This window comes from Pseudoxanthomonas broegbernensis (assembly GCF_014202435.1).
Classification (GTDB): Bacteria; Pseudomonadota; Gammaproteobacteria; order Xanthomonadales; family Xanthomonadaceae; genus Pseudoxanthomonas; species Pseudoxanthomonas broegbernensis.
In genome coordinates, this window is the sequence record NZ_JACHGU010000004.1 from 354,537 (window position 1) to 378,135 (window position 23,599).

General features: G+C 71.4%; 20 protein-coding genes. 8 read left to right on the forward strand and 12 right to left on the reverse strand.

The annotated features are described in order from the left end of the window. The first annotated feature begins 3 nt into the window (after positions 1-3). The 6 genes from HNR76_RS10650 (at position 4) to HNR76_RS10675 (ending at position 4,641) form a co-directional block, all read left to right on the forward strand. On the forward strand, positions 4-810 hold the full coding sequence (locus HNR76_RS10650) for a M48 family metallopeptidase (RefSeq protein ID WP_162310452.1): 807 nt from the start codon (positions 4-6) through the stop codon (positions 808-810). A gap of 109 nt (positions 811-919) precedes the next feature. Next, entirely contained in the window at positions 920-2,089 is a 1,170-nt protein-coding gene (locus tag HNR76_RS10655; protein ID WP_162310451.1) for a tetratricopeptide repeat protein, read from the forward strand. 132 nt (positions 2,090-2,221) lie between these two features. Then, positions 2,222-2,896, forward strand: coding sequence for an energy transducer TonB (locus HNR76_RS10660; RefSeq protein ID WP_183982231.1), 675 nt, complete (start codon positions 2,222-2,224; stop codon positions 2,894-2,896). A gap of 94 nt (positions 2,897-2,990) precedes the next feature. After that, a complete protein-coding gene (gene exbB, locus HNR76_RS10665; RefSeq protein ID WP_162310449.1) occupies positions 2,991-3,749 on the forward strand; it encodes a TonB-system energizer ExbB in 759 nt (252 codons plus the stop codon). 49 nt (positions 3,750-3,798) lie between these two features. Continuing rightward, positions 3,799-4,224, forward strand: a complete 426-nt coding sequence (locus HNR76_RS10670; RefSeq protein WP_162310448.1) for an ExbD/TolR family protein — start codon at positions 3,799-3,801, stop codon at positions 4,222-4,224. Between the two features lie 3 nt (positions 4,225-4,227). Further along, complete coding sequence (locus tag HNR76_RS10675) at positions 4,228-4,641, forward strand: ExbD/TolR family protein (RefSeq protein ID WP_162310447.1); 414 nt, start codon at positions 4,228-4,230, stop codon at positions 4,639-4,641. Between the two features lie 190 nt (positions 4,642-4,831). On the opposite strand, the gene HNR76_RS10680 is transcribed toward HNR76_RS10675, so the two are convergent. The 3 genes from HNR76_RS10680 to cls form a co-directional block, all read right to left on the reverse strand. Next, positions 4,832-5,596 carry a pyridoxine 5'-phosphate synthase gene (locus HNR76_RS10680; RefSeq protein ID WP_162310446.1) on the reverse strand — a complete coding sequence of 255 codons (765 nt, stop codon included), beginning with the start codon at positions 5,594-5,596 and terminating at the stop codon, positions 4,832-4,834. Continuing rightward, positions 5,593-5,886 carry a hypothetical protein gene (locus HNR76_RS10685; protein WP_162310445.1) on the reverse strand — a complete coding sequence of 98 codons (294 nt, stop codon included), beginning with the start codon at positions 5,884-5,886 and terminating at the stop codon, positions 5,593-5,595. The genes HNR76_RS10680 and HNR76_RS10685 overlap by 4 nt, the downstream gene beginning before the upstream one ends. Before the next feature lie 124 nt (positions 5,887-6,010). Then, positions 6,011-7,456 carry a cardiolipin synthase gene (cls, locus tag HNR76_RS10690; protein WP_162310444.1) on the reverse strand — a complete coding sequence of 482 codons (1,446 nt, stop codon included), beginning with the start codon at positions 7,454-7,456 and terminating at the stop codon, positions 6,011-6,013. 563 nt (positions 7,457-8,019) lie between these two features. Between cls and HNR76_RS10695 the strand changes: the two genes are divergently transcribed. Further along, positions 8,020-9,105 carry a PA0069 family radical SAM protein gene (locus HNR76_RS10695; RefSeq protein ID WP_162310443.1) on the forward strand — a complete coding sequence of 362 codons (1,086 nt, stop codon included), beginning with the start codon at positions 8,020-8,022 and terminating at the stop codon, positions 9,103-9,105. A gap of 235 nt (positions 9,106-9,340) precedes the next feature. Here the strand turns inward: HNR76_RS10695 and HNR76_RS10700 are convergent, their stop codons facing one another. The 8 genes from HNR76_RS10700 to HNR76_RS10735 all read right to left on the reverse strand — a co-directional run bounded on the left by HNR76_RS10700 (position 9,341) and on the right by HNR76_RS10735 (position 17,480). Continuing rightward, the gene (locus HNR76_RS10700) at positions 9,341-10,489 is read right to left on the reverse strand and encodes a GDSL-type esterase/lipase family protein (protein WP_162310442.1); all 1,149 of its coding nucleotides are present in this window, start codon (positions 10,487-10,489) and stop codon (positions 9,341-9,343) included. A 164-nt stretch (positions 10,490-10,653) separates the two neighbouring features. Next, on the reverse strand, positions 10,654-11,409 hold the full coding sequence (kduD, locus tag HNR76_RS10705; RefSeq protein WP_162310441.1) for a 2-dehydro-3-deoxy-D-gluconate 5-dehydrogenase KduD: 756 nt from the start codon (positions 11,407-11,409) through the stop codon (positions 10,654-10,656). Between the two features lie 85 nt (positions 11,410-11,494). Further along, the gene (kduI, locus tag HNR76_RS10710) at positions 11,495-12,343 is read right to left on the reverse strand and encodes a 5-dehydro-4-deoxy-D-glucuronate isomerase (RefSeq protein WP_162310440.1); all 849 of its coding nucleotides are present in this window, start codon (positions 12,341-12,343) and stop codon (positions 11,495-11,497) included. A 223-nt stretch (positions 12,344-12,566) separates the two neighbouring features. Continuing rightward, positions 12,567-13,628 (reverse strand): LacI family DNA-binding transcriptional regulator, encoded by a 1,062-nt coding sequence (locus HNR76_RS10715; protein WP_162310666.1) that lies wholly within the window; start codon positions 13,626-13,628, stop codon positions 12,567-12,569. A 167-nt stretch (positions 13,629-13,795) separates the two neighbouring features. After that, positions 13,796-15,079 (reverse strand): TRAP transporter large permease, encoded by a 1,284-nt coding sequence (locus tag HNR76_RS10720; protein ID WP_162310439.1) that lies wholly within the window; start codon positions 15,077-15,079, stop codon positions 13,796-13,798. A gap of 1 nt (position 15,080) precedes the next feature. After that, positions 15,081-15,593: a TRAP transporter small permease gene (locus HNR76_RS10725; RefSeq protein ID WP_162310438.1), complete on the reverse strand. Its 513-nt coding sequence runs from the start codon at positions 15,591-15,593 to the stop codon at positions 15,081-15,083. A gap of 25 nt (positions 15,594-15,618) precedes the next feature. Beyond that, a complete protein-coding gene (locus HNR76_RS10730; RefSeq protein WP_162310437.1) occupies positions 15,619-16,638 on the reverse strand; it encodes a TRAP transporter substrate-binding protein in 1,020 nt (339 codons plus the stop codon). Beyond that, on the reverse strand, positions 16,635-17,480 hold the full coding sequence (locus tag HNR76_RS10735) for a 2-keto-4-pentenoate hydratase (RefSeq protein ID WP_183982233.1): 846 nt from the start codon (positions 17,478-17,480) through the stop codon (positions 16,635-16,637). Before HNR76_RS10735 ends, HNR76_RS10730 begins: the two co-directional genes overlap by 4 nt. A gap of 386 nt (positions 17,481-17,866) precedes the next feature. Between HNR76_RS10735 and HNR76_RS10740 the strand changes: the two genes are divergently transcribed. Next, entirely contained in the window at positions 17,867-19,525 is a 1,659-nt protein-coding gene (locus tag HNR76_RS10740; protein WP_162310436.1) for a carboxylesterase/lipase family protein, read from the forward strand. A 225-nt stretch (positions 19,526-19,750) separates the two neighbouring features. On the opposite strand, the gene HNR76_RS10745 is transcribed toward HNR76_RS10740, so the two are convergent. Further along, on the reverse strand, positions 19,751-23,566 hold the full coding sequence (locus HNR76_RS10745) for a LamG-like jellyroll fold domain-containing protein (RefSeq protein WP_425501775.1): 3,816 nt from the start codon (positions 23,564-23,566) through the stop codon (positions 19,751-19,753). Positions 23,567-23,599 lie beyond the last annotated feature (33 nt).

Sequence of the window (23,599 nt, forward strand, 5' to 3'; positions counted from 1 at the left end):
ATCATGAAACGCTGGATGCTGGCGGCAGCCGCGGCGACGGTGCTGGCGGGGTGCGCGACCACGACGTCGCCGACCGGGCGCAAGCAATACATGGCGTACTCGGACAGCCAGCTCAACCAGATGGGCGCGCAGGCCTTCACCGAGATGAAGACCCAGCAGAAGACGGCCGCCAGCGGGCAGCAGGACGGCTACGTCCAGTGCGTGGTCAAGGCGCTGGTCCGGCAACTGCCGGCGGACTGGCAGAAGCTGCCCTGGGAGACCGCGGTGTTCGTGGACGACAGTCCCAACGCCTTCGCCCTGCCGGGCGGCAAGGTCGGCGTGAACACCGGCATGTTCAAGGTGGCCAAGAACCAGGACCAACTGGCCGCGGTGATCGGCCACGAGATCGGCCACGTCTACGCGCGCCATACCAACGAGCGCGTGTCGCGCCAGGCCGCCACCTCCACCGGCCTGGCGGTGGTGGGCGCGCTGGCCGGCGCGCGCTACGGCCAGGGTGCCTCGGACATGGTCGCCCAGGGCGGCGGCATGGCCGCCCAGTTGGGCCTGCTGCTGCCCTTCTCCCGCGTCCAGGAAACCGAGTCCGACCAGATCGGCCAGCAGTTGATGGCGCAGGCCGGGTTCGACCCGGCCCAGGCCGTGGACCTGTGGCAGAACATGGTCGCCGCCTCGGCCGGCCGCACTCCCGAGTGGCTGTCCACTCATCCCGATCCGCAGAACCGCATCCAGGCCCTGCGCCAGCGCGCACCCGCCCTGCAGCCGGCCTACCAGGCCGCGCGCCAGGGCGGGCAGGCGCCGCGATGCGGTCCGTGACCGGGCGGCGCGGTCCCCAAGCGGCATTTCGAAAAAAATCCGGTTCTGTTAGCGTTGCCGGCTCGGTTCCCGCCATCGCGGTGCGATGGCCAGCAAGAGGTGATCCTCCATGACATTCCGCAAACATGTCCTGCTGTCGTTCTTCATCGCCGCCTGCCTGGGCGGCGCGGTGGTGGCCGATGCGTCCGCGCAGACCTCGCGCTCGGGCAAGAAGTCCGCGCAGAAGACCGAGGCGATGTTCCCGGAGGCCACCCGGCAGGAACCCTCGGCCAAGCCGTCCCCCAAGGTCGGCAAGAAGCTGGGCAAGCTGATCGACGTCTACAACGGCGAGGACTATGCGCAGACCCGCGCGCTGGCCGATGAGATCCTGGCTACCGCGGGCGCCAACGAGTACGACAGCGCGCTGGCCGCGCAACTGGGCGCGCAGGCCGCCTACAACCTGGACGACAACCCCGGTGCCAAGGCGTACCTGCAGCAGGCGATCGACTTCAACGGCCTGGAGAACAATGGCCACTACCAGTCGATGCTGATGCTCGCGCAGTTGCAACTGGCCGACGACGAGATCGAACCCGGCCTGGCCACCCTGGACCGCTTCCTGGCCGAGACCCACTCCCGCCGCCCCGAGGACCTGATTCTCAAGGGCCAGGCGCTCTACCAGGCCGAGCGCTACCAGGAGGCGATCCCGGTGCTGAAGCAGGCCATCGAGCTTGCGCCCGAACCCAAGGACAACTGGATCCAGTTGCTGCTGGCCTGCTACGCGGAGACCGAGCAGTACCCGGAGGCGATCGCCCTGGCCGAACAGCAGGCGGCGAAGAACCCGGCCGACAAGAAGTCGAAGATGAACCTGGCCTCCGTCTACGCCCAGGCTGACCGCACGGACAAGGCCGCCGAGGTGCTGGAGGCACTGCGCGCGCAGGGCCAGCTCACCGAGGAGCGCGAGTACCGCCAGCTCTACATCACCTACGCCAACATGGACAACCGCGAGAAGGACGTGATCGCGGTGATCGACGAGGGCATGCGGAAGGGTGTGCTCAAGCCCGACTACCAGACCCACCTGGCCCTGGCCCAGTCGTACTACTACAGCGAACAGATCCCCCAGGCCATCGAGAACTGGCAGAAGGCCGCGCCGATGTCCAAGGACGGGGAGACCTATTTGAACCTGGCGCGCGTTCTATGGCAGGAGGGTCGCATCCCCGAGGCCAAGCAGGCAGCCCAGCAGGCATTGTCCAAGGGCGTCAGGAAGCCCGAGGATGCGAAGAAAATCATCAACTTGAAGTGAATTTAGATAGAAGCGCCGGGTGTCTGGTCAAAGGAACCCGGGATTGGTATATGCTTGGCGGTTCATGCGGTGTTAACCGCGGAATAGGGGACCCTGCTCGGGTTCCAGCCCCACAAACGAGCCATTGGCGCAATGACTGAACAACTGGTCGTCCACAGGAACTACGAAGAAGTCGAGGACAGCGGACTGAGCTGGCCGCGCATCATCGGCATCGCGTTCGTCGTCGCGCTGCATCTGGCGGCACTGATGCTGCTGCTGATCCCCGCCGTTGCGCCGAAGGCCGATGTCGAACAGGAGCGCAGCATCCTGGTCACGCTGGTGGATGCCCCGCCGCCGCCGCCGCCACCGCCGCCACCCCCGCCGCCGCAGCAGGACAAGCCGCCGCCGCCGGTGAAGGACCTGTCGCCGCCGAAGCCCTCGACGGTACCGCCGCCGCCGGAGGCCCCGCCGATCGACGTGGCCGAGCCGCGCCCGACCGACGTGTTCGTGCCGCCGTCGCCGCCCGCGCCGCCCGCGCCGGTGGCCGACATCTCGGCCAGCGTGGACATCTCGTCCAAGAACATGAACCCGCCGCGCTATCCGCCGGCCGCCGCGCGTGCCGGCATCGAGGGCGAGGTCATCCTCGTCATCGACGTCGATGCCAGCGGCAACGTGACCAACGTGTCGGTCGAGAAGTCCAGCCGCAACCGCGACCTCGACCGCGCCGCGATGGAGGCCGCCCGCAGGTGGCGTTTCAATCCCGCGACTGTGAACGGCCAGAAGGCGGCCGGTCGCGTTCGGGTCCCGGTGAACTTCACTCTGGGCTGATGTCCGCACCCGTCACGGGACCCCGTGACGGAAACCGGGCCTAGCGTTTCCGCCTTCCTTCTCTTCACCCCAATCAAAACAAAAGGTAAGCGTCATGCTGCAGGAAATCTTCATCGCCGCCGCTGCCGGGGGCAACAGCGCCTCGGCCCTGAACCAGATGGGCTTCGACCACCTCATCAGCGAGATGGTTGCCAATCCGGGCGAGTTCGCCGTCTCCTGGATCGTGCTGATCACCTTGGTCCTGATGTCGGCGGCGTCCTGGTACTGGACGGTCTTCAACACCATCAAGAACACCCGCCTGAAGTCGGCGGCCGACCGCGTGGTCAATGCCTTCTGGGAAGCGCCCAACGCGCAGGAAGCCATCCGCACGATGGAAGAACAGCCGCGTAGCGAGCCGTTCTCCAAGATCGCGCTCGATGCCGCCCAGGCCGCCGCCCACCACCAGCGCGCCGAGGGTGCGGGCAATGGCGTGGGCGAGACCCTGAGCCGCTCGGAGTTCGTGGACCGCGCGCTGCGCCAGGCCGTGACCCGCGAGAGCGCCCGGCTGCAGTCGGGCATGATCCTGCTGGCGACCGTCGGCGCGACCGCGCCGTTCGTGGGCCTGCTGGGCACGGTGTGGGGCATCTACGGCGCGCTGATCAAGATCGGTGCCACCGGCTCGGCCTCGATCGACGCGGTGGCCGGCCCGGTGGGCGAGGCGCTGATCATGACCGCCATCGGCCTGTTCGTCGCCATCCCGGCCGTGTTTGCCTTCAACTTCTTCAGCAAGATCAACAGCGCCACGATCGCCAAGTTCGATTCGTTCGCCCACGACCTGCACGACTTCTTCGCCACCGGCTCGCGCGTGCGCTGAGCCGGCCCGTAGAAGAAGCGCCGCACCAGCACGCAATTCGGAGAGCCCCATGGCCTTCAGTTCCGACAACTCCAACGGCCCGATGAACGACATCAACGTCACGCCCCTCGTGGACGTGATGCTGGTGCTGCTGATCATCTTCATCATCACCGCGCCGCTGATGTCGCATAAGGTGAAGATCGAACTGCCGGAGGCGAACCTCGTCCAGACAGACGACGACAAGAACGAGCGGGTGCTGCCCATCACCGTCTCGGTCAAGGAGGACGGCTCGCTGTTCTGGAACGACGAGGAGATCACTCGGGAGATCCTGGAGTCGCGCCTGTCCAGCGTCGCCCAGCAGGTGCCGCAGCCGCCGCTCAACCTGCGCGGCGACCGCACCACCAAGATGCGCACGATCAACGAGATCACCGTGATCGCCCAGCGCAACGGCATGCTGGACATCGGCTTCGTCGCAACCAAAGAGAAGGGTCACTGAGCCATGGCTTTCAGTTCTGGTGGCAACAATGGCCCCATGGCCGAGATCAACGTCACGCCGCTGATCGACGTGATGCTGGTGCTGCTGATCATCTTCATCGTGACCGCGCCGATCATGACCTACCCGATCGACGTGGCCCTGCCGCAGCGGGTCATCAACCCGCCGCCGCAGTTGCGCGAACCGCCGCCGCCGATCGACCTGCGCATCGACGCGACCAACCAGGCGTACTGGAACAACAGCCCGGTCGCGGTCGCGTCCCTGCAGCAGATGATGGAGACCGAGGTGCAGCGCGACCCGACCAACCAGCCGGAGCTGCGCATCGACGCCAGCTCGGACTCCGAGTACGAGACCATGGCCAAGGTACTGGCCGCGGCCAAGAACGCGGACATGAAGAAGATCAACTTCGTGCAGCCCTGACCGCAGCGCACGCCGGGCGCCGCTTCCTGCAGCGGCGGGGCCCGGAATGCGACGCGCCGGACACGCCGCCTACGGGCGGCGTGTCCTTTTGTGGCCGGCACGGCCCCGCTACCGCACCCGGTATCGCGTGGTCCATCCGCCAGGTGGCCCCGGTAGCCGATTGGCCGCCGGGCCGGCAGCCGGCCCGAAGTCAGGCCCTGGGCGCCGTCGAGTCCAGGATCGACAGGTATCCGCGCACGGTGGCGGCCAGGCCCGCGTACAGCGCCTCGCCGACCAGCGCATGGCCGATGGACACCTCCTGCACGCCCGGCACCTGCGCCAGGAAGGCGCCGAGGTTGGCTTGCGACAGGTCGTGGCCGGCGTTGACGCCCAGCCCGGCCGCGCGGGCACGGCGCGCGGTGTCCGCGCACGCCTGCAGCGCCGGTGCCGGTTCGCGCGCGGCGAAGGCCTCCGCGTAGGGGCCGGTGTAGATCTCGATCCGGTCCGCGCCCAGCGCCGCGGCGCGTTCCAGCCCGGCCACGCCGGCATCGACGAACAGACTGACCCGGCAGCCCAGCGCGGCGAAGGCCCCGACCTGCACGGCCAGGGCCTGCAGGTCGCCGTCGAAGGCGAAACCGTGGTCGGAAGTGAGCTGGCCGTCGCCGTCGGGCACGAGGGTCACCTGCGCCGGCCGCACCTGCTCGCACAGCGCCAGCAGGCCGGGGTAGCCGGCCCGCGGCGGGGCGAATGGATTGCCCTCGATGTTGAGTTCCACCCCGCGGCGCGCGGTCAGCGCGGCCAGCGGCGGCAGGTCCTCGGCCACGATGTGGCGGCGGTCCGGCCGCGGATGCACGGTGATGCCGTGGGCGCCGGCGTCCAGGCAGGCCCGGGCCGCGGCCAGTACGTCCGGCTCGCCACCGCCGCGGGAATTGCGCAGGACCGCGATCTTGTTGACGTTGACGCTGAGCCGGGTCATGCCGAAGGCGGAGGCGTGCGCTCCCGGGATTGCGTGGAGGGTTGCGCGGCGCCGGCATCCGCGCGGCGGCGGGCCTCGGCCAGCTCGCGCATGCGCCGCAGCTCGGTCGGGTCGATCATGCCCAGTGCGTCGCGGCCGCTGTCGCCGACCCGCTGCTGGTACAGCGCCAGCGCCCAGGCGACGAACAGGCCGGCGGCGGCGATCAGGCACAACGCCAGCAGCCAGGCATGGGTGGTGGTGATGGCCAGCAGCAGGGCGCCGAGGGCGAAGAGTAGATAGAGCCAGTGCATCACTGTCCTCCAGTTGGCGGGAGGCGCGCCCCCCTTGGGCGCCGCGCCGGGATCATGATGCCCGATGTGCGGGCCGCCGGCTGCCGCCGCGCGTCCGTGGTCCCGGCCCGTCCGTCGCCGGGGCCTACAGCAGGGGCGAGAGCAGGCGGGCCAGCGACTCGGGCAGCCGGTGCCGCCACAGCCCGCCGGGCCGGTCGGGGCGGACCCGGGCGGCGGCGTCGAACTCGGCTTCCAGCAGCCGCGCCAGGGCCTGGCAGGCATCGGCGTCGCGCAGCAGCATCGAGGCCTCGAAGTTGAGGCGGAAGCTGCGGTGGTCGAAGTTGGCGCTGCCGACGATGCACAACTGGTCGTCGGTCAGCAGCGCCTTGGTGTGCAGCAGGCGCGGCCCGTACTCGTAGACCTGCACGCCGGCCTGGATCAGCTCGTCGAAGTAGGAGCGCGCGGCCAGGGTGACCAGCCGCGAATCGCTGCGGCGCGGGACCAGCAGGCGCGTGTCCAGCCCGCCCAGCGCGGCCGAGGTCAGGGCCATGCGCGCGGCCTCGCCGGGAACGAAATACGGGGTGACCAGCCAGACCCGGCGCCGGGCCTCGTGGATGGCCGCCACATGCAGGCGGTGGATCGCCTCCCAGGACGAATCCGGCCCGGACACCAGCACCTGCGCCTGCACCGGGCCGGGCTCGGGCCGAGGCCAGTAGCCCGGCTCGCCGAAGCCGTCCGGGTCGCAGGCGTCGGCGTAGATCCAATCCTCGATGAAGGCCAGTTGCAGGCTGCGCACCACCGCGCCTTCCACCCGCAGGTGCAGGTCGCGGTAGGCGTTGCCGGAAACCGCCTCGTTCTCCTCGTCGGTGACGTTGATGCCGCCGATGAAGCCGACCCGGCCGTCGACCACGACGATCTTGCGGTGGGTGCGCAGGTTCACCCAGGGCCGGGTGAAGGGGCGGAAGCGGGTCGGATGGAACCAGGCGAACGCGGCGCCGGCCTCGATCAGCGGGCGCAGGTGCCGGGCCTTCAGCGCCGAGGAACCCACGGCGTCCAGCAGCAGGCGGACCTGCACGCCGGCGCGCGCGCGTTCGGCCAGCGCGTCGAGCAGACGCAGCCCGGTGCGGTCCGGGTTCCAGATGTAGTACTCCAGGTGGATGTGATGGCGCGCGCCGGCGATGGCCTCCAGCAGCGCGGCGTAGGTGGCCTGGCCGTCCACCAGCCAGTGCGCCGACAGGGCGCTGGACGGGGGCAGCCCGGTGGTGGCCTGGGCGATGCGCGACAGCTCGGCGCAGGCGTCGTCGGCGGGACAGGTGTCCGAGTACCGGGCCATGCCCGAGCGGGTCCTGCCGCGGCGCAGGCGCTGGCGCTTGATCCGCTGCGGGCCGAGCAGGAAATAGACCATGAAGCCGACGTAGGGCAGCAGCGCCAGCGACATCACCCAGCTCAGGGTGGCCACCGGTTCGCGTTTCTGCAGCACGATCCAGGCGCACAGCCACAGCACGTACACCAGCCAGGCCAGGACCAGGGCATGGCCCAGGTAGGGGATCGCGCCGAGCATCTCCCGGGTGGAGGTCAGCAATGCGGACATGGGCGGGCCCCGGGCGTCTGGCGGGAGGTCATCGCGGTGGCGCGTCCAGCGGCAGATAGCCGCTGAACGGCTCGTCCTCGTCCATCAGGAAGTGGGAGACGATCTTCTTCCACGCCATAGCCGTCGCCCAGCAGCATGCGCGTGGCTGATTGGCTGCGCGATTCCGGCTCGTGCACGTGGCACAGCCAAGCACCGGGTGGCCGCGCCATGTGCTCGGCCAGGGTTCGGCGGGTGATGCGCGCGCCCCGCTGCAGCGCGTCGAGGAGCCTCAGGCCGCAGTAGTCCAGGTTTCTGGCGGACATGTCCGGGTGCCGGTCGCGCGATGGGGCGGGCCACCAGCATGCCGCAGCATGCGCGCACATGCAGCAGCCAGGCAGATTCTTAGCACGGAGGGCCAGTGCGCAGGCGGCCGTCCAGGCCCGCAGCCGGCACGCGTGCAGTCCCGCCTGGGCGCGACGGTGGGGACGGCAAGACGGCCGTTCGTAGCCGGGTCCGCACGCGCCGCACCTGAACCGCTCAGCCAGGTCGCCACGCCTGAGAACGGCGCGGTCTAGCCTGCGCGCATGGCAGAGACGATCAAGGGCCGCGGCTCGCGGCAATACCTGGCGGGCCGCTTCGAGCGCACCGTCACCGAGGCGTTCGACGATGGCTGGGCGCCACCGGAAGGCGACACCGAGTGCGGGCCGGACCCGCTGCGCCCGCGCACCCGGCTGCACGAGGAAAGCGCACGCAGCATCATCAGTCGCAACGACTCGCCGGACGTGGGCTTCTCCCAGTCGGTCAATCCCTACCGCGGCTGCGAGCACGGTTGCAGCTACTGCTTCGCCCGGCCCTCGCACGCCTACCTCAACCTCTCCCCCGGCCTGGACTTCGAGACCCGGATCTTCGCCAAGACCAACGCCCCGGAACTGCTGCGCCGCGAGTTCGCTCGCCGCGGCTACCGGCCCGATCCCATCGCCCTGGGCATCAACACCGACGCCTACCAGCCGGCCGAACGGCGCCTGCGCCTGACCCGCCGGCTGATCGAGGTGATGCTCGAATGCCGGCACCCCTTCAGCCTGATCACCAAGAACGCCCTGGTCGAGCGCGACCTGGACCTGCTGCAGCCGCTGGCCGAACAGGGCCTGGTGCGGGTGCACTTCTCGGTGACCACGCTGGACCCGCGCCTGAGCGCGCGGCTGGAACCGCGCGCGGCCGCCCCGCACGCGCGCCTGCGGGCGATGGCGCGGCTGCACGCGGCCGGGGTGCCCGTGGGGGTAATGTTCGCCCCGGCCATTCCCTGGGTGAATGACCACGAGCTGGAGGCGGTGCTGGAAGCGGCTCGCGGGTCCGGCGCCGAAAGCGCCGGCTACGTGCTGCTGCGCCTGCCGCACGAAGTCGCGCCGCTGTTCCGCGACTGGCTGCAGGCGCACCTGCCCGAGCGCGCCGAGCGGGTGATGAGCGTGCTGCGGCAGATGCGCGGCGGCCGCGACTACCAGTCGCAGTTCGGCCAGCGCATGCGCGGCCAGGGCCGCCATGCCGACCTGCTGGCACAGCGCTTCGCCCTGGCGCACCGCCGCTTCGGCTACGCCGACGTGCGCCCGCGACGGCTGGACAGCGGGCGCTTCGTGGCGCCCCGCCCGCCCTCGCCGCAGGGCGAGCTGTTCTGAACGCGGCGCTGGCGCGCTATCCACAGGGGGCGCCAATCCCGGAAGGGGTGGCCAGGTCCCCACCCTGATCCCGCCGCATGGCCGGGATGCCCGGAAGCCGGTTGCCGCCGCCTATCTTCCTGGCGGCCGCCCGGCGAGAAGGTGCGATCGCGTAGCGGCGCGCGGAGTGGCGCCCCTCGCGGGAAGGGAAACGAAACGCGGGTCGCCGCCGTATCCGGGCCGGTGGGCGCGCGGATCAGTGCGCCGGATAGGCGAGCAGCAGCACCAGGTCGTCCTCGCCGGCCTGCTGGATGGCATGCGTGCTGCCGGCCCGGGTGAGCATGGCGTGGCCGGGACCGACCTCGTGCACCTGGCCGTCGAGCACGTAGCGGCCGCGGCCGGACAGCACGTAGTAGATCTCGTCCTTGTGGTGCTGGTGCAGGCCGATGCCGGCGCCCTTGTGCAGCACCCGCTTGCGCAGCACGAAGGGCAGGTCCTGGGCGTCGGCGAACAGCGGATAGGCGGTGGTGGCGCCCGGTCCGCCGTGCGGGCCGGGTTGCGGGCGGGCGAAGTCCGATTCGTGCACCACCGAGGACGGGCGTGCCTGCGCGGCACGATCCTCGCGCGCGCTGTCCGGCGCGCCGCAGTCGGTGTCGCGCACCACGTGCGCGGCCAGGGCCGGGTCCAGCGCCTTCCAGTCGCGCACCACCAGGCAGGCGGCCATCGTCGCGCCGGCCACGCTCAGGTGGGTATCGTCGGTGACGCCGCGCGCGGGCACGTGCGCGTAGTACGGCCGAGACGCCTCCTCGCCGAGCGCGCGCAGCCAGCCGGTGCTGCCGGCATCGAGGTCGATCAGCGCGATCCGCTCGCGCGCGGCCAGCGCGCGCATCGCGTCGGCGTAGCGCGCATGGGTGTCCAGTAGCGCGCCATGGTCGAACAGGCGCCGCGCCACCGGCGTGACCAGGATCGGCGTGGCGCCGCGCGCGCGGGCCAGGTCCACGTAGCGCATCAGCCACTGCGGGTAGGCCCGCGCCGGGTCGGCGTAGCGGCGCGGGTCCTCGTACTTGGCATCGTTGTGGCCGAACTGCACCAGCAGCACGTCGCCCCTGCGCAGCTCGCGGGCGATCGGCTGCAGCCGCCCTTCCTCGACGAAACTGCGCGAACTGCGCCCGCCCACGGCACGGTTGCGCACCTGGTAGGCGGCCGGGTCGAGGAAATCCTGCAGGCGCTGGCCCCAGCCGTTGCGCGGCGCGCGCTCGGGGCCGTACTCGGCCACGGTGGAGTCGCCGGCCAGGAAGACGCGGTGCGGTGCGGCGGGCGTGGCGGCGGTGGCGGTAGCGGTAGCCGGGCCGGGCAGGCCGAGCAGGATCGGGAGCAGCCACCGGAGCGGTCGGTGCGGGAGCATGCGTCCTCCACGAGGGCGAGGCCGGAGCGGACGATGGCGCCGGGGGCGGGCTTCGCTCCGGGAGGATCGGCTCCCGGCCGCGACCGCGGGAGAGGGCGGTCGTGGCCGGAGGCCTCTCCTGAAGAATACCGCTGGCCGCGGGGGACGGCCGGCGGCCGGTTCGCTCAGCGCGCCAGCCAGCCGCCGTCGACCGGGATGACCGCACCGTTGACATAGTCCGAGGCGGTGCTGGCCAGGAACACCGCGGTGCCGCCCAGGTCGGCCGGCGTGCCCCAGCGGCCGGCGGGGATGCGGTCCAGGATGGCCTTGCTGCGGTCCTGGTCCGCGCGCAACTGGGCGGTGTTGTCGGTGGCCATGTAGCCGGGCGCGATGGCGTTGATGTTCACGCCCTTGTCGGCCCACTCGTTGGCCAGCAGGCGGGTGATGCCGGCGATGCCGGACTTGCTGGCGGTGTAGGAGGGCACCCGGATGCCGCCCTGGAACGACAGCATCGAGGCGATGTTGACGATCTTGCCGCGGCCCTGGGCGATGAAGTGGCGCCCCGCGGCCTGCGACATGAAGAACGCGGACTTGATGTTGACGTTCATGACGTCGTCCCAGTCCTTCTCGCTGAACTCCACCGCGTCGGCGCGGCGGATCAGGCCGGCGTTGTTGACCAGGATGTCCAGGCCGCCGAGCTGGGCGACGGTGTCCTTCACCAGCCGCTCGACCGGTTCGATCGAGATCAGGTTGGCGTCGAGGTTGAGGAAGCGGCGGCCCAGCGCCCGGACCTTCGCACCGGTTTCCTCGGCCGGCACGATGCCGGCGCCGGCGATGTCGGCGCCGGCTTCGGCCAGCGCCAGCGCGATGCCCTGGCCCAGGCCGGTGTTGGCGCCGGTGACCAGCGCGACCTTGCCTTCCAGGCTGAACGGATTCGTCATCGGATGTACCCCTTCGAGTGTGCGGTTGTTGCGGCGGGTCGCCGGCGGAGCGCGCCGTGCGGGATGGGCCGCGCGGCGCGGTGGCTTACTTGAGCTGGCAGATGTCCAGCACGTTCATGTCGGTGTAGTCCAGGTTCTCGCCGCCCATCGCCCAGATGAAGGCGTAGTTGCTGGTGCCCGAGCCCATGTGGATCGACCACGGCGGCGAGACCACCGCCTCGTCGTTCTGCATGACGATGTGGCGCTGCTGGTCCGGCTGGCCCATGAAGTGGTAGACGCGGTCGTTGGCGCCCAGGTCGAAGTAGAAGTAGACCTCGCTGCGGCGGTCGTGCAGGTGCGGCGGCATGGTGTTCCACACGCTGCCCGGCTTGAGCACGGTCAGGCCCAGCAGCAACTGCGAGGACTGGCAGGTGGCCGGCACGATGTACTGGTAGATGGTGCGCTCGTTGCTGGTCTCCAGCGCGCCGCGGTCCAGCGCCACCGCGTCCTTGATCGATAGCTGCTTGGTCTCGAAGCGCGCGTGCGCCGGGGTCGAGGTCAGGTAGAACTTGGCCGGGGTGGCGGCGTCGGTCGAGGCGAACACGACCTCCTCGCTGCCCATGGCCACGTACAGGCCGTCCTTCGGGCCCAGGGCGTAGGCGGTGCCGTCCACCGTCACCGTGCCGGTGCCGGCGCCCACGTTGATCACGCCCAGCTCGCGGCGCTCCAGGAACGCCTTGCCCGCGGCCGAGGCCGGCTCGGTCTGCCGGGGCAGCGACACGGCCTGGTTCACCGGCGCGGCGCCGCCGATCACGAAGCGCTCGTAGTGGGTGTAGTTCAGGCGCACCTGGTCGGCGGCGAACAGCTCGCCGATCAGGTACAGGTCGCGCAGCGCGTCGTTGCTGGCGCCCTGCACGACGCCGGGATGGGTTGCGTAATAGGTTTTCTGATACATGGCGAACAGCTCCTGCGGCTCTTGGAGAGGGCGGCGGTGGCCGGGAATGGCCCCCGCATCCATTGGCAGGCTACGAGTCTAGCCAATTTTGGTAACCGGTGTCATTCCGCACTGCGGAAAGATCCGGCCACGGCCCTGGAACGGGTGGCGGGCCCCATCCGGAACGCGGGGAAGCGAGGGCGCGCGCATCCGCCGGGGATTGCGCGCGGCGCGGCCGCCCGGCTCAGGCCGGGGGCTGGCAGGAGTCGCGCACGATCAGGTGCGGGCGCACGCTGGCCACCGGCAGCGGGCTGGGATCGGTGCGGATCAGGGTGGCGGCGGCGATGCGGCCGGTGTCGCGGGTATGGCGGCGCACCGAGGTCAGCGACGGCCACAGGCGCGAGGCCAGCGGGCTGTCGTCGAAGCCCACCAGGGAAAGATCGCGCGGGATGCTGATGCCCGCGCGCAGGGCCACCTTGTACACGCCGGCGGCCATCTCGTCGTTGCCGCAGAAGATCGCGGTCGGCCGGTCCTTGCCGGCCAGCAGCTTCTCGCCCGCGGCCACGCCGGACTCGAAGGTGTAGCTGGCCTCGATGATCCGCGACTTCGGTACCTCCACCCCGCGCATGGCCAGCGCCTGGACGAAGCCCTCGGTGCGCTCGATCGCCGAGCGGTAGGTCAGCGCACCGGTGATCAGGGCGATGTCCTTGTGGCCCAGGGTCAGCAGGTAGTCGGCCGCCTCGGCCGCGCCGTCGCGATCGTGGGTGACGATCATGCGCCCGTCGTGGTCGTCGAAGCCCACCGGCACGATCCGGGTGTAGCGGCAGCTCAGCTCCGCCAGCATGTCGGCCAGGTTCTGGTCCTCGGAGGCGCGCGGCACCAGCATCACCCCGTGCAGCTTCTGCTGCCGGACGAAGCGGCGCACGCTGTCGATGTAGCCGGGGCTGCGGGTGTCGCAGGGGTGCACCACCAGCTCGAAGCCGGAGTCGCGCAGCGCGTCCAGCGCGCCGTACTGCATGTCCACGATGTACTGCGCGGTGGGGTTGTCGTAGACCATGCCGATCAGGAACGAGCGCCGGAACGCCAGCCCGCGCGCCAGCGGGTCGGGCACGTAGCCGACCTCGCGCATCAGCGCCTCCACCTTCTCGCGAGTGTCCTTACGCACCAGCGGCGAGTGGTTGATGATCCGCGAGACGGTCTTCTTCGACACCCCGGCCAGGCGGGCGATGTCGTTGATGGTCGCCGCCTTGCCAGCGGCGGCGGCGGGCCGGGAGGCCGTATCGGCGGGGGATTTGCGCGCGGGCATGGTCGGATTCACGTGGATATCCAAGGGATTCTAGCCGGAGCGGACGCGGCTGGGCGGGTCGGGTCGCGCTGCGGTGCCGCCGCTTCGCCGCGAGGCGGCGGCACGGGTCCGGCGGCCGCCTCGCGGGCAATGGGCGGGAACCCCCGCGGGCGGGGCGTCTCCGGGCCTCAGCCGCGCAGCACCGCCGGCAGCCACATCGACAGTTGCGGGAAGAAGGCCACCACCAGCAGCACGCCCAGGCCGGCCAGCCAGAACGGCCAGATGGTGCGCATGCTCTGGCCGACGCTGATCTTGCCGATGGCGGTGCCGATGAACAGCACCGAGCCCACCGGCGGCGTCACCAGCCCCAGGCCGCCGGTCAGCACCAGCACCAGGCCGAAGTGGATCGGGTCGATGCCGTAGGCGCGGGCCACCGGCAGGAAGATCGGGGTGCAGATCAGGATCATCGGCGCCAGGTCCATGAAGGTGCCCAGCAGCAGCAGCATGACCACGATCATCAGCAGCACCATGGCCTTGCTGTGCGCGAACGACTGCAGGAAGTCCACCGCCGCCGTCGGCACCTGCAGGTAGGCCAGCAGCCAGCCGAACACCGCCGCCGCGGCGATCACGAACAGGATCACCCCGGTGCTGCGCGCGGCGTGGGTCACCGTCTCCAGGAACTCGCGCAGCCGCAACTGCCGGTACAGCACGATGGTCACCAGCAGCGCATACACCACCGCGATGGCGGCCGACTCCACCGCGGTAAAGACGCCGGCGCGGATGCCCACGAAGATCAGGGTCACCAGCCCCAGGCCCGGCAGCGCCGCCACCAGCCGTACCAGCACCGCGCGCCAGCCGGGGAACGCCTCCACCCCGTAGCCGCGCATGCGCGCCACCACATAGCCGGTGATCATCAGCGCCACGGTCATCATCAGGGCAGGCACGATGCCCGCGGCGAACAGGTCGGCGATCGAGAGCCCGCCGCCGGCCGCGGCCGAGTACAGGATCAGGTTGTGCGAGGGCGGCACCAGCAGCGCGACCAGGGCCGCGGTGATGCTGACGTTGACCGCGAAGTCGCGGTCGTAGCCGCGCTTGACCATCTGCGGGATCATCGTCCCGCCCACCGCCGAGACGTCGGCGATGGCCGAGCCGGAGACGCCGCCGAAGAACAGCGAGGACAGGATCGACACCTGGCCCAGGCCGCCACGCAGGCGTCCCACCAGCGAGGAGGCCAGCGCGATCAGGCGCTCGGAGATGCCGCCGCGCATCATGATCTCGCCGGCGAAGATGAACAGCGGGATGGCGATCAGCGAGGCGGTGCCGGTGCCGGCGGAAAGCTGCTGGACCAGCACCACCGAGGGCAGGCCCAGCGCCAGCAGGGTGGCCAGCGAGGCGGCGGCCAGCGCGTAGGCCACCGGCACGCCGATGACCAGCAGGACGGCGAACACGCCGAACAGAAGCGCGATCTCCATGTCAGTGCGCTCCTTCGTCCGAGGCCAGCGCCAGTGCCAGGCGATTGAGCGCGAACAGCGTCATCAGCGCGCCGCCCAGCGCCAGCGGCAGGTAGTTGATGCTCAGCGGCAGGTTGGCGCCCGCGGTCTTGATGTCCAGTCCGTCCAGCAGCAGCACTCCCGCCCACCAGGCGATCACCGCGCCGATGGCGGCCACCACCAGTTGCGCCACCACGTCGATGGCGCGGCGCACCGCCGGCCGCACGTGGTCGTGCAGCAGGTAGAAGCCGAAGTGGCGGTTGCCGTGCACGCCGGCGGCCGCGCCCAGGCTCATCGAGGTGGCCAGCAGCAGCAGGGTGACCGGCTCGGTCCAGCTCGGCGAATCGTTGATCACGTAGCGGGCGAACACCTGCCAGCCCTGCACCACCACGAGCCCCAGCAGGGCGGCGGCAGCCAGGCCGATGGCGGCGGCGGCGATCAGGCCCAGCGCACGCTGGACGGCGCTGGGCGGCGGAGCGGTCATGGCTTCGGACATCGCGGAATCCCGGGAAACGAAAATGTCAGGCGAGGTCGCGGATGCGACGGTACAGGGCGGCCAGCTCGGGCCGGTGCAGGTAGGCCTCGCGCAGCGGGCGGGCCGCCTCGCGGAACGCGGGCATGTCCACCGCGTTGGCCTGGATGCCGTAGTCCAGCACCGCCTGGCGCGCCCGCCCTTCCGACTCGTCCCACTTCCGGCGCATCACCGCCACCGACTCGCGCGCGGTCTCCAGCAGCAGCCGGCGGTCGCCGGGCGCCAGCGAGTCGAAGGTGCGGCGCGACACCAGCAGGATGTCCGGCGCGTAGGAATGCTCGCTCTGCGACCAGAACCGGGCCGCCTCGAAGTGGCGGCTGGAATGGAAGCTGCGCATGTTGTTCTCGGCGCCGTCGATCATGTGCGTTTCCATCCCGGAGAACGTGTCGCCCAGCGACATCGGCGTGGGGTTGGCGCCGAGCAGGCGCAGCAACTGGATGAAGATGTCCGAGGAGGCTACGCGCAGCTTCAGGCCGTGCAGGTCGTGCGGCTGCACGATCGGGTGCTTGATGTTGTAGAAGCAGCGCGCGCCGCTGTCGTACACCGCGAGCCCGACCAGGTCGCGGCTCTCGAAGCCGCGCAGCACCGTGTCGGCCACGCCGTTGTCCAGCGCGTGGCGCATGTGCTCCACCGAGTCGAACACGTACGGCAGGCACAGCGCCTGGGTCAGCGGGAAGGCGTTGTTGAGCGCGCCCGAATACACCCGGGTGATGTCGATGGCGCCGAAGCGGGCCATGTCGATGGCCTCGGCCTCGCGGCCGAGCTGGCCGGAGTGGTACAGGCGGATGTCCAGGCGCCCGCCGCTGCGCTCGCGCAGGGCCTGGCCGATCCAGCGCACCGCCTCGACCGTGGGGTAGTCGGACACGTGCACGTCGGTGGCGGTGAGCAGGCGGGTGCCGGCCGGGTCGCCGGGGCCGGCGGCCAGGGCGCGCCCGGCCCCGGCCAGCGGCAGCGCGCAGGCGGCGCCGGCTCCGGCCAACAGCAGGCGCCGGCGGCTGAGCGCGGTCATGCGAGATCCTCACGGGGCATGGCGGCCACGGCCAGGCACTCCAGCGTGCCATGGCCCTGGAACACCACGGTACCGCGCTGGCCGATGGCGATGTCGTGGATGCCGGTGGCGTTGCCGGTGGCGATCAGCTCGCCGCGCCGCAGCGGGCGCCCGCGCCGGGCCGAGCGCGACAGGGCGAAGGCGAACGCCGCGCGCAGGCCGCCGGGCAGCCGCCGGGCGCCGCCGGTGCCGACGCTGGCGCCGTCGATGAAGGTCTCGGCCAGCAGCGTGGCCTCGTCGCGCGCGGCCCAGTCCGGGATCCGCGCGCCCAGCAGCAGGCCGTTGTTGTTGCCGAAGTCGGAGATCACCACCCGCGGACCGAGTTCGTTGATCGTGGTCAGCGGGCTGCTGGCCACCTCGATGCCGATGAACAGTGTGGCCGGCAGCGCGGCGGCGGCCTCCGGCGTCCAGTGCAAGCGGTCGGCGGGAGCGTCGGCGTCCAGGCGCAGCACGAACTCGGCCTCGATCGCGCCGAAGCCACCGTCGAATATCGGGATGGGGATGATGCTACCGGTGGCATTCCAGAGGTTGCGTTCGAAGATCGGCCCCAGCAGGCGCTCGTCCCCGGACGCGTCGCGGCGCTCGACGGCGATGTACCCGACCTTCCAGCCGACCACCCGGTCGGGCCAGCGGCCGATGGCGATGTCCTGCACCCGGTAGGCGGTGTCCAGGTCGTCCGGGATCGTGCCGGGGAACCCCGGCAGGGACTCGCCGCGCCGGCGCGCGCGGGTGAAGCGTTCGGCGATCGCGGCCAGTTCCGGCGTTGCCGTGGTTCCGCTTGCGGTGCCGTTATCCTTGCTCAAGACGCCTCCCAACTGATGCGGTCTGTCGTGTTGCGCCGCCATAAGACGGCGGCCTGTGGACGGTATATGGTAAACCGGTGTCATCTGGCAATGTGCACTGCGGCAAAACCTTCGTCGCGGGCCGTCCCGCCCCCGGGAGAACGCCCTTCGATGCTGGACCCGGCCCGGCCGCCGGCGTTGCAGGCCGCCCTTGATCGCCGCCTTCGGATCGCCTCGGACGCAGCGGGCAACCGGCCACGGGCCTGCCGGGATACGGGCGCGTGCCGGCCGAGGGTCCGTCCTTCGTGCGCCTTGGCCATCGCCGCCGTACCTGCCGCCGCGCATCGCCGCCTGGGCCCGGCGGCCGCTGCCGCCACGGCTTCCGATACTTCCATTCGGGTTTGAACATGTCCTCCGAGCGTCCATTCCTGCCTCCATCGCCCGCCCCCGCTGACGGCCCGGCCGATCCGCATCGCCGCCGCCTGTTGCAGGCGGCGGCGGCCCTGCCCGGCCTCGCCCTGGCCGGCGCCGCGCCGCCGGCTTTCGCCGCCGCGTCGCCCACAGTGGTGGCGCGCACCCGCGCCGGCCGCGTGCGCGGGGTGCGCGAGCGCGGCGTGCACGTGTTCCGCGGCATCCGCTACGGCGCCGATACCGCACCGCTGCGCTTCCAGCCGCCGCGTGCGCCTTCGCCCTGGGCCGGCGTGGCCGCGGCGCTGGAGCCTGGCGCCTCGGCGCCGCAGCGCGGCGAGGACGGCGACGAGGATTGCCTGTTCCTCAACGTGTGGACGCCGGCGCTGCGCGACGGCGGGCGGCGCCCGGTGCTGGCCTACTTCCACGGCGGCGGCTACGACACCGGTGCGGGCAGCGACCCGCTGTACGACGGCACCCGCCTGTGCCTGCGCGGCGACGTGGTCGTGGTCACCGTCAACCACCGGCTCAACGCCTTCGGCTACCTGTACCTGTGCCAGTTCGGCGACGCGCGGTACGCGGCCTCGGGCAACGCCGGCCAGCTCGACCTGGTGCTGGCCCTGCAATGGGTGCGCGACAACATCGCCGGGTTCGGCGGCGATGCGGGCAACGTCACCGTGTTCGGCCAGTCCGGCGGCGGCGCCAAGATCGCCACGCTGATGGCGATGCCGGCCGCGCGCGGCCTGTTCCACCGCGCCTGGACCATGAGCGGGCAGCAGGTCACCGCCGCCGGGCCGCGCGCGGCCACCCAGCGCGCACGACGCTTCCTGGCGGCGGCGGGCATCGATCCGGCGTCGGCCGACGCGATCGCGAGGCTGCGCGCGCTGCCGCGGCGCACGCTCGTCGAAGCCACGGCGGTGCACGACTTCTCGCGGGTCGAGGACGCCCGCCTGTACTTCGGCCCGGTGATGGATGGGGAAACGCTGCCGCGGCACCCGTTCTGGCCGGACGCACCGGCGCAGTCGGCGGCGATCCCGATGGTCGTCGGCAACACCCGCGACGAGACCCGCGCCTTCCTCGGCAACGACCCGAGGAACTTCGCGCTGGGCTGGGACGACCTGGCCGCGCGCCTGGAAAAGCAACAGTACGTGGACATCCGCGCCGACCTGGTGGTCGCCGAGTACCGCCGCCTGTACCCGCACTACACGCCGTCGGAAGTGTTCTTCGCCGCGACCACGGCCGGGCGCTCCTGGCGCGGCGCGGTGGAGGAACTGGAGGCGCGCGCGCGCCAGCCGGGCGGTGCCGCGCCCACCTGGGCCTACCGGCTGGACTGGGGTTCGCCGCTGGAAGGCGGCCGGCTGCGCGCGTTCCACACCCTGGACATCCCGCTGGTGTTCGACAACGTCCGCCAGCCCGGTTCGCGCACCGGCGACGGCGTCCAGGCGCAGGCATTGGCCGATGCGATGAGCGGGGCGGTGCTGGCCTTCGCCCGCGGCGGCGACCCGAACCATGCCGGCATCCCGCGCTGGGAACCGTATTCGTTGCCGCGCCGGCAGACGCTGCTGTTCGACGTGCCGGCCGTCCAGGCCGACGACCCGCGCGGGGCGGAGCGCCGTTTCTGGCAGCAGGCCCCCTTCCTGCAACGCGGCACCTCGTAGAGGCGGCTGCTCCTCGGGCGGGGATGGGCGGGAAGGCTCCATCGCACGTTGGCACGCTCTTGCCAGGTGGTGCGGGATCGGAAATCCAGTGCACCGCACCGGAAGTCCAGGCAGCGTCCCTGGCCCGCGCGGGTCGCCGGCTTCAACGCCCGCACCTGGCCGGCCACGCTGCGGTGCGCGAGCGCAGGAGCGCAGGGCCCGGCCGCCGCGGGCGGACGGCGCCGTTCATCGCAGCGGCAGCCGGTTGTTGAGGGCGGTCACTTCCGCGGCCCCGTCTTCCAGGCCCACGCGCACGTGCAGGCCGGCGCGGTCCACGCCGGGCGGCAGCGGCAGCGACACTTGCGCGGTCCGCGGCTGCAGGTCGGCCGGTGCGGCCAGTGCCGGCACCGCTGCCCGCGCCAGCTCGCGGCCGCGCAAGTCCTCCAGCACGGCGTATGCGCCGCCGGTGGCGACGTGGCCGAGGCTGTGCACGGTCACCTCCACCGCATCGCCGGCCACGCGCACGTCGCCGCGGCCGATGCCCAGGTCCGGGCGCAGTTCGACGGGGCTGCCCTCCCGCACCCGTTCGAACTCCATCACCACGGTCTGCCTGGGCGGGAACAGCAGGTCCACCGAGGCACTCTTCTCCAGCGCGAACTCGCGGGTGGACGCCTTGCCATCGATGCGGTCGTCGCCGTCGCGGTCGATGCCCCAGGTCATGCGCCTGGTGCCCGGCGCGATGTTCCAGCCGGTCATGGTCGCCGGCTGCGCCCGCCCATCCAGGTTGTAGCCGATCACCTTGAAGCGGTCGCGGCGTGGGTCGGGCAGCAGGATCGCCACCTGCTCGGCGCCGCCTTCGCGGGCGAAACGCCAGCTCACCGTGTGGCCCGGCCAGGACTGGTTGCGCTTGAGCGCGATGCCGCCCAGGCGCGCGCGCTGCAGGAACTCGCTGGGCGCCTCCACCCGGTCGGACCACCAGTGGCCCTCGGTGTTCATGTAGTGGCGCTGCGCCTTGGCGCGGATGCCTTCGGCGTGCAGCGCCTCCAGGTACTTCTTGTCGCCGGTGTGCTGCCAGGCCGCCAGGCTGGCGTAGCCGGTGGCGCCCGTGTCGGCCGCCGCCACCAGCGCGCGGCCCCAGTCGTCCTGGCGGCCGAGCACGCCGACGAAGTTCTCGCCCAGGTTGCCCAGCGCGGCCGGGCCGCTGCGGGCCACGCGATAGTCCAGCGCCTTGAGGTAGCGGTCCTCGCCGGTCCAGCGCCAGGCGGCCCAGAACAGGTGCAGGGTGTCGCCGCCGCCGGAACTCTGCAGCAGTTCGCCGCCGCGGGTCCGGCCGGTGGCCCAGTGGATCTCGTTGGGCAGCGCCCACTGCCCGTCCTGCGCGGTATAGGCATGGGCCAGGTAGGCGTCGGCCAGGCCGGTGACCAGCTTGCGGCCGGTGCGGTCGGCGTTGAAGTCGCCGAGCAGGTAGGCCGGATGCAGCGCCGGGAACGAATACGGCTTCTGCCATTGCCAGTTCGGCTCGCGATAGACCTTGTTGCCGCCGAACCAGTTGCTGGAGAACAGCAGGTGGCCCTGCGGGTTGGGCAGGACGATGCGCTGGTCGAAGGCCCGCACCGTGGCCATCAGCCGCTCCACGGTGAGCGGCTCGCCCCAGTTGAGGTAGAGCATGGCGCTGTCGGCGTTGATGCCTTCCTCATAGGCGTGCAGCTCGTCGGTCTCGATGGTGCTCAGGCCGTCGGTGACCATGCCGTTGCGGTGGATGGCGTCGGACACCGCGGTCAGCGAGGCGTTGATCCTGTCCGGCCGCACGCCCATCAGCGCCAGCCCCGGCCACTGCTGCACCAGGTCCGAATCGTCGGACAGGCCGCCGCCGAAGTCGCCGTATTCCACCTGGCGGTGGTCGATCCACCAGTCGACGAAGCGGCGCACGTACTTCAGGTCCTCGACCTGGCGGAACGCCCACAGCGGCACGCCCTGCGGCGCGCGCGGCTGTTCGAACGGCGGCCGGCCCTGGCTGTCGTAGCTGATGTAGTTCCAGTACAGCCGGCCCAGCGCGTGGTCCGGGTCCACCCGCAGCAGGTCGGACAGGTCGGCGTACACGCGCGCGTACAGGCGCTGCCGCTTGGAGGTGGTGTGCTCCTCCACCAGGAAGCCCCAGTTGTCGCGCACCTGGTTGAAGCGGTCGGCGACGTGCTCTTTCTTCGCCCGCTCGCGGTCCTTGAACACCAGCCGCACCTGGGCGCCGTCCAGCGAGGCGGCGCCGAAGCCCGGCGCGGCGCTGGCGATGCTGATCCACAGGCTGTCGGCGGTGAGGATGCGGTCGCGCAGATCCAGCCACACGGTGCGCGCCTGGCCCGGGCGCACCGAGACCGAGACGTCGATCATGTCGCGCGCCGGCCAGATCGGGTCCTTGACGCGAATGTTGAGCGGGATCAGCCCGTCGTGGGTGGCCGCCAGGTCCAGCGCGGGCAGGTCGATGGCGATCCCGTCCAGGCCGTCGTGCATGTTCTCCCAACTGTAGGCCCAGCTACGGATCAGCGGCTGCGCCGGCGGCGCGTCGCCCACTCCGGAAGGGACCAGCACGTGCACGATGGGGTCGGGCGAGGCCGGCAACGAGGCGTCGCCGCGCCTGCGTGAGCCGGCGCCCTTGGGCAGGGCCATCACCGTGCTGCGCTCGGCGGCCGGGAAGCGGCCGTCGATGTAATGGCGCAGCGCCTGCACGTTCCCGTAGTCCGGCAGTACCGAGCTGTCGACGAAGTAGCGCTGCTTGACCGTGCCTTCCGGCTCGGCCGCGTCGCCGACGTGGTAGGCCCAGATCTCCTGGATCGGGGTTTCCTGCTCGGCGTTGGCGAAACGCAGGTGGCCGCCGCTGCGCGTGCCGAAGGGGTGGACGCTGCGCACCGTGCCCCGGGCACGCTCGAACAGCGGCTGCAGGTGCTGCGCATCGGCGCCGTGGGTGGCCTGGCCGAAGGCCGCGCCGCGGATCTCCACCCGGTTGAACGGCTCGTCCGGCATCGCCAGGTCCAGCGCCATGCCGCCCTCGACGTAGGTGTTCCAGTCCGGCAACTGGAAGTAATCGTTGCGGCCGGGCAGGCGCGAGCGGTTGTACACGCCCGGCCAGGTGGTCTCGGGGATGCCGTCGGTGCCCTTCCACATCCACTGCTTCTTGTCGCGCACGTCGGCGAACTCGAGCTTGCGGATCGAGGTGGTGGCCGCCTCCAGTGCAGGCGGCGCCTGGCCGTGGTCCCAGCCATGGCGGTGCAGCCAGGCCCGGTGGCGGGCGGCCTCGCCGGCCTCGACGGCGGCCTTGGGCACGGCCGCGGCCAGGTCGGCGCGCCGCGCCAGCACGGCCATGCCGGCGGCGTCGAGCATGCGGTCGTACACGCGGATCTCGTCGAAGTCGCCGCCGCGCAGGAAGTTGTAGCGGCTCTGCACCTGGTAGGGCGCCATCACCCGGCCGGCCAGGCCGAGCTGGTCCAGCGCGGCGTCGTAGTCGAGCGAGGCGCGGCCATCGGTGCCGGCTCGCGCCGCTTCCCGGCCGTCCACGTACAGGCGCACGCCCACGGCCTCGTCCCAGGCGAAGGCCAGGTGGGTCCAGGACTTCGCATCGGGCAGCGCGTCGGGCTTGAACGACACCCGCGTGCGCGCCAGGTTGGCGTCGGTGGCGAAGGCGTCGAAGCCGTGGCCGTTCCAGTCGATGCGCAGCCAGGTCATGTCCCAACTGCTGTGGTCGGCGTAGCCCACGCGGAAGATCACGAACGGCGCCTCGCCCACCGCGTAGCGCGGGCGCCAGAAGAACGACAGGGTGCCGCGCCGGGCCTGGATGTTGCCCGGCGCGTTCCAGGCCAGCACGCCGTCGTCGTCCCATTCGATCGCCCCGCCCTGCACGCCGGTGGGCACGACCCGCACCTTGTCCCGGAAGTTGGGCACCGGGTCGCCGGCGGCGTGGTCGGCGACCAGGCTGGCATCGGCCGAGACCCGGAACAGCAGTTGCGGCGCGTCGGCCTGCGCTTCGGCACGCGCCGAAGCGGGCGGCGCGGCGGCCATGACGGTGGCGAGCATCGCGAGGCGCAGGAGGACGTTCATCGGATCGGG